Here is a 12,317-nt window from a genome sequence, read left to right as displayed (position 1 = left end):
TATTTGGTGTGCTACATTTTTATGTAGAAATCTTTAGTAAGATTAATATAATCTTCGGTGTATTGATGACGTTGCGTTTCAATAGTTAAAACGGATTTTTCTAAAGCTTTTGAAGTGTCATTGACAAACGAGAAGTTTAATAGACTACGTTTGAAATCTGAGTTTGGGTTGCCCTTAACGTGAAGTATTTTCTTGGGAAACAAATTGTAATTTGAAGCTAATTCAACAAATTGTTCTTCTTCTTTAAACGGAATAATAACACAAAACTCTCCGTGTTCAGAAAGTAATTTAGAAGCGCTTTCAATTAAATGGTTGAAAGGCATAGCATCGCTAAAACGGGCTAAATCGCGTTGTTGATTTTCAGATTTATAATCCTCAGAATAAAATGGGGGGTTCGATAGAATCAAATCGTATTTGTCTTCAATTTCATCTGCAAATTCTTCCAGAGATGCGTGATAACAAAACAGTCGGTCGCCCCATGGCGATTGTTCAAAATTATCAACACATTGTTCGTAAGCGGCATCGTCAATCTCTAAAGCATCGATAAGCTCAGCATGACTGCGCTGCGCTAACATAAGTGAGATTATACCCGTACCCGCACCGATATCTAAAATCGAAAATGGGTTGCTTTCAACTGATGCCCAGGCACCTAGAAGGACACCATCGGTTCCTACTTTCATAGCGCATTGATCTTGGTTTATTGTGAACTTTTTGAATTTGAAAGGCTTACTGGACATGCTGTAAATGTTAAAAAAATTAAGAAGTAAGTGATTGAAATCGGATAAAATGCAGCCAAAAATACTAAACTGTGTTAAAATAATAAGTTAATTTTTATTTAAGTAGTAATTTTGCTTGTTAAGTGTAGATTAGACACTCCTAATTTCTTTGGGTGTCTATTATGGAAAAGAAAAAAGATTGTTATGAATTCAGGAAGAGTTTTTTATAAAGTTAATGAGCTGTTGGTATTTAATAGTGGCGTTGAAAAAGTGTATTTAGAAGCTTACGATTCTGTTGAAAATGAAGAGTTAAAAGCGTTTTTTAACGAACGCGCTTTTGAAAGAAATCAGTTTTCAAAAGATTTAAAAACAGAGATGGAAAACATCGAAGATAAATCGTCACAGCCCGCTGGTTTAAGTACAAATTTCTATGAGATTTGGAGAAATTTTAGAAATTTAATTTTAATGGATAATGAGAATGGTTTACTAAATGAAGTGTACCGTTTAAAAGAAGTAAGTGTTGAGATGTACAACCAATTACTTATGGAGCCTAATTTACCATTATCGGTTTGTAAGCTTTTAGGAAAACAACGCGATAGCATTCAAGCCTCAATGAACACTATGAAACGTGAACTTACTTTAGTTTACTAATTGTAGTTAAGGAGTTTTAAATCAAAAAAAGCGCGACCAAATTTAAATTTGGTCGCGCTTTTTTTGATTTCTTACTTATATGTAGACTAAAGGTATAAATCGATTAAACCTTCAGGGGTGTTAACAATAATGGTTTTTTTATTTCGATCTACTTTTACAATAAATTCGTCGTTCATCGGGATTAAGATTTCTTTTCCGTTGTTTTCTACTTCAAATAAAGCTTGTGCTGTAGAGTCATTTACGGCGACAATTTTACCAACGGTACCATAGTTTTTATCTTCCATAGTAAAGCCAATAACTTCATGAAAATAAAATTTATTGCCGTCTAATTTAGGAAGTAAATCAAGAGGTAAATAAACCTCTGTTTTAATTAAAGCCTCGGCATCAGCTTCGGTATCGACATCTTCAAACTGAACGCGTAGTAAATCTGACTTATGAAGCTGTGAGTGCTCAATAAAAAACGGAATTAGCGTATGGTTTACATCTAAAAACATGGCGTCTAAATTCTCGTATAAATCTGGTTGGTCGGTATCTAGTTTTATTAATAATTCGCCTTTAAAACTGTATTTTTTTACAATTTTACCTAAATAAAAGCAATCTTCTTTTTTCATTTTTTTAAGGTGTTAAGTGTTAGAGTGAACACTTTTTTGCATAAAAAACTCCGATAGAGACTATCGGAGTTTAAAAGTATAAAAAAAAAGTTTTTTATTCTTCTTCGTTTGAAGCTTCTGCTTCTTCAGCTGGAGCTTCTTCTTCAACTACAGGAGTTGCAGCAGCAATTCTAGCTTCATTTACAGCTTTTTCAGCTTCTAATGCTTTAGCTTTAGCTTCTGCTTGTGCTTTAGCTAAATCTTCAGTTTTAGCACCAACTTTAGCAGACTTAGCGTCAACCCACTCTTGGAATTTAGCTTCAGCTTGCTCTTCAGTTAAAGCACCTTTTCTAACACCACCAGCTAAGTGATTTTTTAATAAAGCTCCTTTGTAAGATAAGATAGCTTTAGCAGTATCGGTTGGTTGAGCACCATTTTGTAACCAAGTTACAGCACCGTCAACATTTAAATCGATAGTTGCAGGGTTAGTGTTTGGATTGTAAGTACCTAATTTTTCTAAGTATCTACCATCTCTTTTTGCACGCGAATCAGCGGCTACGATCCAATAAAAAGGTTTTCCTTTTTTACCGTGTCTTTGTAATCTAATTTTTACTGGCATAATAATTAATTATTTGAGGTTCTCGACCTCGGTTATTAATAAGGGTGCAAAGATACTACATTTTTTGAATAAGCAACACTTTATTTTGTTTTTTAAATAGTTGTTTTTCAGTGGGTTTTTAGAATAATAAACAAACCGGACTTGGTACGTTAAATGAATTTGAAAATTTAAGTTTTCCAGTTCTCTTGTTTATTGAAAATATACTAATGTTGTTGGTTCTTCGGTTGCCTACTAACAGGAAATTACCAGCCGGATCTATAGTGAAATTTCTTGGCCAGTCGCCTTCAACCGATATGTTCTGAATCTTTTTAAGTTTCCCCGTAGCATGATGTTTTTTAAAAACAACTATAGAATTTTCGCCACGGTTTGAGCCGTATAAAAATTGCTCGTCTGGACTTAAATGAATATCGGCGCAGTAGCTTTCTCCTTTAAAATCATCATCTAAAGTAGAAATGTGTTCCACAAGTTTAAAACCTTTATTGGTGTGTTTTGCTACGGTAACTGTGCTGTTTAACTCATTTATGATATAAAAGAACTTGTGATCTTTGGTAACGGTAAAATGTCTTGGGCCTGCTTTTGGTTGCATGTTCACAATAGATTCGGTTTTTAATTTATAGCCATCTCCAATATTGCTTTGTTGATATTTAAAAACCGAGTTTCTGCCTAAGTCGGCTACGAATAAATTATTGTCTATAAATTGAGCGGAATGCGCATGAGACGCCTGCTCGTCTGTACTTTGTTTGAAAACCTGTAAGGCTTCAGTTAAGCTGCCATCTTTGTTTATGTCATACAATGCGATAGTGCCACCACCGTAGTTAGAAACTACAAGTTTTGTTCCCAGATTGTTAATAGCAACATGACAAGGGCTGCCACCATGGCTATCAACACTATTTAAAAGCTCTAAAGTGTCGTCGTTTTTAATTTTAAATGCCGAAATGATGCCATCACTTTCACGACAGGTAGCATATAAAAAGTTTCTGTCAGGAGAAAATGCAAGGAATGAGGGGCTTTCAGCTTTGGCGATTAATTTAGTGTTGCTCAAAGTACCTTGAATGGTGTCGAATTGTAGTTTATAAATGCCTTCGCTGTCACCATCGGTAAAAGTACCAAGGTACATGTCGATGTTTTGTGAGTAGCCAAGTAGTAGGTTAAAGGCAATGAATAATAGGCTAAAGTTAAGTTTCATGGTTAGGGTGATTTTATTTCAAAAATAAGGTTTAAATTGAGTTTATTCAAATGAAAATAAATAAGATACATAATAGACGGTTTTGTTGTTTACAACTCGTGATAAATTCACTTTAATTTCGATGAATTTCTATGTATTTTTATCCACTAAGATCGGTTTTTATAATCTTCTTATTCACAATAAATTAAACTTTCAGGATGTACTTAATTTTCGATACAGAAACCACAGGTTTACCAAAACGATGGGATGCACCCATTACCGATACCGATAATTGGCCACGTTGTATACAAATTGCATGGCAGTTACACGATGGTATGGGAAATTGTATCGATCAACAGGATTATCTGGTGCAACCGGAAGGATTTAATATTCCGTATGATGCCGAGAAGGTTCACGGGATTTCTACCGAGTTGGCTCAGGAGCAGGGCGTGCCCTTAGTTGAAGTTCTTGAAAAGTTTAATGCCGTGTTAGGGAAAACCAAATTCATTGTCGGACAAAATGTAAAGTTCGACTTGAATATTATGGGTGCCGAGTTTGTTCGTGGTGATATGGCTAACGTACTTCAGGAACTCCCTGTGTTAGATACTTGTACCGAGCATACTGCCGAATTATGTCAGATACCCGGAGGTCGTGGTGGTAAATTCAAGTTGCCAACACTTACCGAGTTACACGAGTTTTTATTTAAGCAGCCTTTCGCTGAAGCCCATAACGCAACTGCCGATGTTGAGGCAACGACGCGTTGTTTTTTGGAGTTAATTCGTTTAGAGGAGTTTACAAAGGAAGAATTAGATGTCGAGGAAGATTACTTCGAAAACTTTAAAGAAGCAAATCCGAAGGAGATTGAGCTTATCGGATTAAAGCACATTAACCTGAAACAGGAAAGTGCTAAAATTCGTGAGCGCATTAAAAAGGCTGAAGGGACTCAGATTTCTTCTGAAGAAATTAAACAAAATATTTCCGATTTAAAGGAAGTTGAATTTGCTCATCTGCATAATCACTCGCAGTTCTCCATTTTACAATCCACTATTAGTATCCCTGCGTTGGTGGCCGAAGCGGCAAAACACAATATGCCGGCGGTAGCGTTAACCGATCATGGGAATATGATGGGAGCATTTCACTTTGTTAAAGCGGTAAGTGCACATAACAAATCGGCTCAGGCTAAAATAGCAGCGGCTCAGGAAAATGGAGAAGAAACCGATGTAAAAGAGATAAAACCTATTATTGGTTGTGAGTTTTTTGTGTGTGAAGATCATCTAGATAAAACCAGAAAAGATAATGGGTATCAGGTGGTTTTACTGGCTAAAAATAAGAACGGTTATCATAACATGGCTAAGCTATCGTCTCATGCCTTCGTTAACGGTTTTTACTATGTGCCACGTATTGATAAAAAACTAATAGAGCAGTATAAAGAAGATATCATAGTGCTTACCGGAAACTTGTATGGTGAGGTGCCTAGTAAGGTATTAAATGTTGGTGAAAACCAAGCAGAGGAAGCGTTGCTGTGGTGGAAAGAGCAGTTTGGTGACGATTTGTATATCGAATTGATGCGTCACAATCAGGAAGATGAAGACCGAGTTAATGCGGTGCTGGTTGATTTTGCTAAAAAGCATGATGTTAAATTAATTGCGACTAATAATACATATTACTGTGAAAAGGACGATGCTAATGCGCATGATATTTTATTGTGTGTAAAAGATGGTGAAAAACAGGCAACGCCAATAGGTCGTGGTCGTGGGTATCGTTATGGTTTACCTAACCAAGAATATTACTTTAAGTCTTCGGAAGAAATGAAGATCCTATTTAAGGATATTCCAGATGCGATTAGTAATATTCAAGAGGTTGTCGATAAGGTAGAACCTTTTGAACTGGCCCGTGATGTTTTGCTTCCAGCCTTTGGAATTCCTGATGAATTTAAACATGAAGAAGATTTAGTTGATGGCGGTAAGCGTGGTGAGAATGCCTATTTACGTCATTTAACTTATGAAGGTGCTAAAAAGCGTTACGGCGAGCCTTTAACTGAAGAAGTTACCGAGCGTTTGGATTTCGAATTGTCGGTAATTGAAAATACTGGATATCCCGGGTACTTCTTGATTGTAGAAGACTTTATTCGTGAAGCCCGAAATATGGATGTGTCGGTAGGGCCGGGGCGTGGTTCGGCAGCAGGGTCGGTGGTAGCCTATTGCCTCTGGATCACCAATATCGACCCGATGAAGTACGATCTGCTTTTCGAGCGTTTCTTAAATCCGGATCGTATTAGTATGCCCGATATCGATATTGACTTCGATGATGAAGGTCGAAGTCGGGTTATGGATTACGTAATCAAGAAATACGGCGCAAACCAGGTGGCGCAAATTATTACTTATGGTACCATGGCTGCGAAGTCGTCTATTCGTGATACGGCGCGTGTACTGGATTTACCATTGTTTGATGCCGACAGGATTGCGAAGTTAATTCCGAATATGTCTAAACTGAATAAAATTTTTGGTTTAGATGAAAAAGGACTAGCAGATAAATTCAGAGCTGAAGAATTAGAAAAAGTAAACGAACTTTTAAACATAGCCGATGGTGAAGGGTTGGATTCTGAAACCGTAAACCTGGCAAAAGTTCTGGAAGGTTCGGTGCGTAATACAGGTATTCATGCCTGTGGTGTGATTATCACGCCAGACGATATTACCAAATTCGTTCCCGTATCAGTAGCTAAAGACTCCGATTTATACGTCACTCAGTTTGATAACTCGGTAGTAGAAGAAGCCGGACTACTTAAAATGGATTTCCTGGGGTTAAAAACATTAACTCTGATTAAGGATACCGTTAAAATAGTAAAGGCAAAACATGATATTCAGCTCGATCCGGAGAATTTTCCGTTAGATGATGAAGAGACTTATGCGTTGTTCCAAAGGGGAGAAACAGTTGGCGTGTTCCAATACGAATCGCCTGGAATGCAAAAACACCTTCGTGATTTAAAGCCAACGGTTTTCGAAGATCTTATTGCGATGAATGCCTTGTACCGACCGGGGCCAATGGAATACATTCCGTCTTTCGTTCGTAGAAAACATGGCGATGAAGAGATTGAGTACGATTTACCAGCAATGGAAGAGTACCTTCAGGAAACTTATGGTATTACGGTATATCAAGAGCAGGTAATGTTACTGTCGCAAAAACTGGCTGGATTTACGAAAGGTGAAGCCGACGTACTGCGTAAGGCGATGGGTAAAAAGCAGATTGCCGTACTGGACAAGATGAAACCAAAGTTTATCGATCAGGCGAGCGCCAATGGTCATGATGCCAAGGTTTTGGAAAAGGTTTGGAAAGACTGGGAGGCTTTTGCGAGTTACGCGTTCAATAAATCGCACTCTACGTGTTATGCCTGGATTGCTTATCAAACGGCGTATTTAAAAGCTCATTATCCTGCAGAATATATGGCAGCGGTATTATCGAATAACATGAATGATATTAAGCAGGTGACCTTTTTTATGGAAGAGTGTAAGCGCATGAAATTGGATGTTTTGGGACCTGATGTGAACGAATCGTTTTATAAATTCTCGGTAAATAAAGACAATGCAGTGCGTTTTGGTATGGGGGCGATTAAAGGTGTTGGTCACGGTGCGGTAATGACGATTGTTGAAAACAGAAAAAAAGACGGTCACTATAAATCTATTTTCGATTTAGCCAAACGTATTGATTTAAGAGCAGCTAATAAAAAGGCTTTTGAAAACTTAGCCTTAGCAGGAGGTTTTGATGGTTTCGGAAAAACACATAGAGCACAGTATTTTCACGATGAAGGCGATGGAATTACTTTTTTAGAAAAAGCTATTAAGTACGGAAGTAAGCATCAGGAAAATGAAAATTCGTCTCAGGTAAGTTTGTTTGGCGAAGCGAGTGAAGTGCAGATTGAAGAACCTCAGGTGCCACCATGTGAAGAGTGGGGAACGATGGAAAAACTAGCTAAAGAGCGCGAAGTGGTTGGTATTTATATTTCGGGGCATCCGTTGGATGATTTCAAAATAGAGATGAAAACCTTTTGTAATGCCAATTTAAGTTTTTTTAAAACCTTAGACCCTTATGTTAATCGAGAACTGGTCTTTGGTGGGGTAGTTACCGATGTGCAACACCGTGTAAGTAAACAAGGTAAAGGTTGGGCTATGTTTACCGTTGAAGATTATACCGATAGTTTTGAATTCAGAATTTTTGGTGAAGAATATCTTAAATTCAGACACTTCTTAATGCATAACAATTTTGTATTCGTAAAAACATTTGTTCGTGAAGGGTGGATTAATAAAGATACCGGTAAACGCAGTGAACCACGTTTACAGTTTAATAATTTTCAGTTGTTGCATGATGTTATGGAGAGTTATGCAAAGAAATTATCCATTCAGCTTGAGATAGGCGATTTAAAAGAAAGCACAATTTCAAGGTTGAAGGAGCTCATCGATATGCATCCGGGTAATCAGGCCTTGAATTTTGTGGTTTACGATAATCAGGAAAAAATTAAACTACACATGCCAAGCCGACGCCAAAAAGTTAAAGTGTGTCAGGAATTAATTAGTGAACTTGAGAGTGAGCATGTTAAGTTTAAATTGAATTAATTAATACTAAAGCTTCCTATAAATGCGGAAGCTTTTTTGTTTTGCTATGGTAGAGCTAAGAAAGTCAAAATGAGTCTGAAATATAAAAAAATCTTAAAATAAGCTTAAACAATCGAGTTATAAATAAAACAAATTGTTACTTTGTAAGCTTTAGGAGTTTTTTTGACTAATTTTGTAACATTAAAATAGTATTACAATTAAAACATAAATATTATGGCATTAGAAATAACAGATGCAACGTTTGAGGAAACGGTATTAAAGAGTGATAAACCAGTAATGGTTGATTTTTGGGCTGCTTGGTGTGGACCTTGTAGAATGGTAGGACCAATCATTGAGCAAATTAGCGAAGAGTACGATGGTAAAGCGGTAGTAGGAAAAGTTGATGTTGATGCTAACCAAGAATTCGCTGCGAAATACGGTGTGCGTAATATTCCAACAGTATTAGTATTCCAAAACGGAGAAGTAGTAGGAAGACAAGTTGGTGTAGCACCTAAAAATGCATACACTGATGCAATTGACTCGCTTTTATAGTCTATAAAACATAAAGATTATCTAAAAGGTTTGCTAGTAATAGCAAACCTTTTTTATTTTAGATAGATTTAATTAAAGAAAGAGACCATAAATAATGAATTTACAAAGCGAACTTAATAAAGCAGAAGGGTTTAAAAACTTAGAATTGCTGGCAAAGCAAGTTGTCGAAGGATTTATTGCCGGAATGCATAAAAGTCCGTTTCATGGGTTCTCAGCAGAGTTTGCCGAACATAAAATATACAATCAAGGCGAGGGTACACGTCATATCGACTGGAAGCTATTTGCAAAAACCGATAAATTATACACCAAACGTTATGACGATGAAACAAATTTAAGGTGTCATATTATTATCGATAATAGTAGTTCGATGCATTACCCAAGCATGAATAAGTTTTCTATTCATCATTTAAATAAAATTGCATTTTCAGCTTTAGCTTCGGCGTCTTTAATGGGGATTTTAAAAAAGCAGCGCGATGCTGTTGGTTTAAGTGTTTATAGCGATGCATACGATTATTATGCGCCGGAAAAGGGGAGTGAGCGTCATCATCAAATGTTGTTAAATCAACTGTCTAATATGGTCATCCAAAAACCAATAAACAAACAAACCGATACGTATACATATTTACATCAAATAGCTGAAAAGATTCACAGGCGTTCCTTAATATTTTTATTTACTGATATGTTTCAGGCTATGGAAGATCCTAATAAGTTGTTTGAGGCACTTCGTCATTTAAAATACAACAAGCATGAAGTAATTTTATTTCATGTCATTGATAAGGAAAAGGAGTTGTTATTCGATTTCGATAATAAGCCCAAACGTTTTGTTGATGTTGAAACCGGTGAGTTTATAAATTTATATGCCGACACCATTAAGCACAATTATAACGAAGCGGTGAGTGCTTTTTTTAAGGAGGTGCAGTATAATTGTTTGAAATACAATATTAAATATGTTGAGGTAGATGTTAACGATGATTTTAATAATATACTTTTAACATATATGGTAGAGCGTAAGAAGTTCGGGTAGAACAAAAACTCAAAAAAAACTCAAAAAAATGTTTGCGGTAAACAAAAAGGGATGTATATTTGCAACCGCAATACAGCAACGGTCTGGTAGTTCAGTTGGTTAGAATGTCGCCCTGTCACGGCGAAGGTCGCGGGTTCGAGTCCCGTCCAGACCGCAACATTGCAGAGAAGCTCTAAGTGATTAGGGCTTTTTTTGGCACTATAAAGAAGTTGTGTTGTCCCAATGTAAATTGGGAGTAGTAGTGATTACCAAAGTTTTTTGGTGTTCCAATGAAAGGCTTTCCTTTTTTCTTAACAGAAAATCGGGATGCTTTTTTTGTTTACAGCTGTTTTTCTAAAATTCTACTTATGCGTCTGATTTGTTAATAGTATTCGGTCAAATATAAATTCTTAAAAGCTAACGAAGACGTTGAGAGTAAGTTAATCATCCTGATTTTGTGGTTGTTTTTCTAAAATATTTCAGATTTTTATTGAAAAGAAGTTATGTTTACGAAGTGGTGTTAAACAAAACAGAATAATTTATCAAAATAGAAATCAGAATACTGTGAAGCATATTTACTTTACATATCCAACCATAATAATTATAATAGCTTTTCAAAATTTAATCAGTTTAAGATATTTTACTGGAACTAAAGATTTATATTTTGTTGGTGTAAAAGGAGAAGATACGAGTGTTTTAAATGATTTAAAATTTGAATTAAAACCAGTTAAAGAATTAGTTTCTAATGAAATTGTTATTACGTTTTATGCTGACGAAGATAGTGATGGGTACGGAGATCCGTCGAAATCAATAGATGCAGTATCGGCTCCTGCAGGGTACGTGCTTAATGGTAATGATTGTGATGATACTGATTCAGCAATTAATCCCGATGCTATTGAGGTTTGTGATGGTGTTGATAATAATTGTGATGGTCAAATAGACGAGATTGCAACAACTACCTTTTATTTAGACGGTGATGGCGATGGTTATGGAGATGCTTTAAATAGTGTTCAGGCTTGTGTAAATCCCGTGGGATATGTAGCTAATGATAATGATTGCGATGATACTGCTGCTTCAGTTTATCCTGGCGCTTTGGAAATTTGTGATGGGGTAGATAACGATTGTGATGGCCGCATTGATGAAGATGCTCCAGATTTAAATGGAGATGGTGTCCCCGATTGTTCCGAAATGGAAATATGTGATGGTATAGATAACGACGGAGATGGTTTGGTTGATGATTCCGATCCTTCTGTCGTTGGTTTGGCAATGTGGTATGCAGATTTAGATGACGATGGGTATGGAGATGCCACAAATACTATTCAGGCGTGTTCAGCTCCAGTAGGTTATGTCTCAGATAATATTGATTGTGATGATTCAAATGCTTCTGTTAACCCAGGGGTTCCTGATATTCCTTGTGACGGTTTAGATAATAATTGCAATGGTCAAATCGATGAAATAGCACTAACATATTTCGCAGACGTTGATAGTGATGGTTTTGGAGATGCTTCAAATACTGTTCAGGCATGTATTTTACCTACAGGTTATGTTTCAGATAATACTGACTGTGATGATACTAATGCGGCGGTTTATCCTAATGCACCAGAGTTATGTGACGGTGTTGATAATAATTGTGATGGTCATGTAGACGAAGATTTTTCAGATTCCGATAGTGATGGTGTTGCAGATTGTATGGATACAGAAACTTGTGACGGACTAGATAATGATGGTGATGGTGAGGTGGATGAAGGTTTTTCAGATACAGATACAGATGGCGATGGGATTGCAGATTGTATGGATTCAGAAACTTGTGATGGATTAGATAATGATGGAGATGGAGATATAGACGAAGGTTTTTCAGATACAGATGGCGATGGTATTGCAGATTGTGTGGATACAGAAACTTGTGACGGACTAGATAATGATGGGGATGGCTTGGTTGATGATTCCGATTTTCTGTTACAGGACAGTTATTTTGGTATGTAGATGCGGATGGTGATGGTTTTGGAGATGCTTCAAATACTGTTCAGGCGTGTACTGCGCCTACGGGATACGTTTCAGATAATACTGATTGTGATGATGCTAATGTAGCAGTTTACCCTACTGCACCTGAGTTATGCGATGGTTTAGATAATAATTGTGATGGTCAGGTAGATGAGGGAGTAACAATAACTTATTATGCAGATGCGGATGGTGATGGTTTTGGGGATGCTTCAAATACTGTTCAGGCATGTACTGCGCCCACGGGTTATATTTTAGATAATACTGATTGTGATGATACTAATGCAGCAGTTTACCCTACTGCACCTGAGTTATGCGATGGTTTAGATAATAATTGTGATGGTCAGGTAGATGAGGGAGTAACAACAATTTATTTTGCAGATGCGGATGGTGATGGTTTTGGGGATGCTTCAAATACTGTTCAGGCATGTGCTGCG

9 protein-coding genes, 1 tRNA gene and 1 pseudogene are annotated in these 12,317 nt (G+C 36.7%); 7 read left to right on the top strand and 4 right to left on the bottom strand.

The window, feature by feature from the left end:
• Positions 1-11: 11 nt before the first annotated feature.
• Positions 12-737 (bottom strand): tRNA1(Val) (adenine(37)-N6)-methyltransferase, encoded by a 726-nt coding sequence (locus tag RBH94_RS04100; protein WP_307882501.1) that lies wholly within the window; start codon positions 735-737, stop codon positions 12-14.
• Between the two features lie 183 nt (positions 738-920).
• Here RBH94_RS04100 and RBH94_RS04095 point away from each other — a divergent pair, with 183 nt between their 5' ends.
• Complete coding sequence (locus tag RBH94_RS04095; RefSeq protein WP_307882500.1) at positions 921-1,367, top strand: DUF2383 domain-containing protein; 447 nt, start codon at positions 921-923, stop codon at positions 1,365-1,367.
• Positions 1,368-1,453: 86 nt separating this feature from the next.
• Here RBH94_RS04095 and rimM read toward each other — a convergent pair whose 3' ends face one another.
• The 3 genes from rimM to RBH94_RS04080 all read right to left on the bottom strand — a co-directional run bounded on the left by rimM (position 1,454) and on the right by RBH94_RS04080 (position 3,762).
• Positions 1,454-1,978: a ribosome maturation factor RimM gene (rimM, locus tag RBH94_RS04090; RefSeq protein WP_307882499.1), complete on the bottom strand. Its 525-nt coding sequence runs from the start codon at positions 1,976-1,978 to the stop codon at positions 1,454-1,456.
• A 94-nt stretch (positions 1,979-2,072) separates the two neighbouring features.
• Positions 2,073-2,576 carry a 30S ribosomal protein S16 gene (locus RBH94_RS04085; RefSeq protein ID WP_307882498.1) on the bottom strand — a complete coding sequence of 168 codons (504 nt, stop codon included), beginning with the start codon at positions 2,574-2,576 and terminating at the stop codon, positions 2,073-2,075.
• A gap of 118 nt (positions 2,577-2,694) precedes the next feature.
• Positions 2,695-3,762, bottom strand: coding sequence for a lactonase family protein (locus RBH94_RS04080; protein WP_307882497.1), 1,068 nt, complete (start codon positions 3,760-3,762; stop codon positions 2,695-2,697).
• 197 nt (positions 3,763-3,959) lie between these two features.
• Between RBH94_RS04080 and dnaE the strand changes: the two genes are divergently transcribed.
• The 6 genes and pseudogenes from dnaE to RBH94_RS16065 form a co-directional block, all read left to right on the top strand.
• Positions 3,960-8,348 (top strand): DNA polymerase III subunit alpha, encoded by a 4,389-nt coding sequence (gene dnaE, locus RBH94_RS04075; RefSeq protein WP_307882496.1) that lies wholly within the window; start codon positions 3,960-3,962, stop codon positions 8,346-8,348.
• Between the two features lie 213 nt (positions 8,349-8,561).
• Positions 8,562-8,879 (top strand): thioredoxin, encoded by a 318-nt coding sequence (trxA, locus tag RBH94_RS04070; protein WP_307882495.1) that lies wholly within the window; start codon positions 8,562-8,564, stop codon positions 8,877-8,879.
• Between the two features lie 94 nt (positions 8,880-8,973).
• A complete protein-coding gene (locus RBH94_RS04065; protein WP_307882494.1) occupies positions 8,974-9,903 on the top strand; it encodes a DUF58 domain-containing protein in 930 nt (309 codons plus the stop codon).
• A gap of 80 nt (positions 9,904-9,983) precedes the next feature.
• A tRNA-Asp gene (locus RBH94_RS04060) sits at positions 9,984-10,057 on the top strand.
• A 389-nt stretch (positions 10,058-10,446) separates the two neighbouring features.
• Positions 10,447-11,865 carry a putative metal-binding motif-containing protein gene (locus tag RBH94_RS04055; RefSeq protein ID WP_307882493.1) on the top strand — a complete coding sequence of 473 codons (1,419 nt, stop codon included), beginning with the start codon at positions 10,447-10,449 and terminating at the stop codon, positions 11,863-11,865.
• Positions 11,866-11,960: 95 nt separating this feature from the next.
• Positions 11,961-12,224, top strand: a pseudogene (locus RBH94_RS16065) (putative metal-binding motif-containing protein); the annotation flags it as partial.
• Positions 12,225-12,317: the final 93 nt, after the last annotated feature.

This window comes from Aestuariibaculum sp. YM273, from assembly GCF_030908365.1.
GTDB lineage: Bacteria > Bacteroidota > Bacteroidia > Flavobacteriales > Flavobacteriaceae > Aestuariibaculum > Aestuariibaculum marinum.
The sequence above is the reverse complement of the archived record's forward strand: the minus strand, read 5'-3'. Positions and strand labels throughout refer to the sequence as shown.

Coding starts and splice junctions, on each gene's coding strand:
- RBH94_RS04100 (WP_307882501.1), bottom strand. CDS start 737: ATGTCCAGTAAGCCTTTCAAATTCAAAAAGTTCACAATAAACCAAGAT.
- RBH94_RS04095 (WP_307882500.1), top strand. CDS start 921: ATGAATTCAGGAAGAGTTTTTTATAAAGTTAATGAGCTGTTGGTATTT.
- rimM (WP_307882499.1), bottom strand. CDS start 1,978: ATGAAAAAAGAAGATTGCTTTTATTTAGGTAAAATTGTAAAAAAATAC.
- RBH94_RS04085 (WP_307882498.1), bottom strand. CDS start 2,576: ATGCCAGTAAAAATTAGATTACAAAGACACGGTAAAAAAGGAAAACCT.
- RBH94_RS04080 (WP_307882497.1), bottom strand. CDS start 3,762: ATGAAACTTAACTTTAGCCTATTATTCATTGCCTTTAACCTACTACTT.
- dnaE (WP_307882496.1), top strand. CDS start 3,960: ATGTACTTAATTTTCGATACAGAAACCACAGGTTTACCAAAACGATGG.
- trxA (WP_307882495.1), top strand. CDS start 8,562: ATGGCATTAGAAATAACAGATGCAACGTTTGAGGAAACGGTATTAAAG.
- RBH94_RS04065 (WP_307882494.1), top strand. CDS start 8,974: ATGAATTTACAAAGCGAACTTAATAAAGCAGAAGGGTTTAAAAACTTA.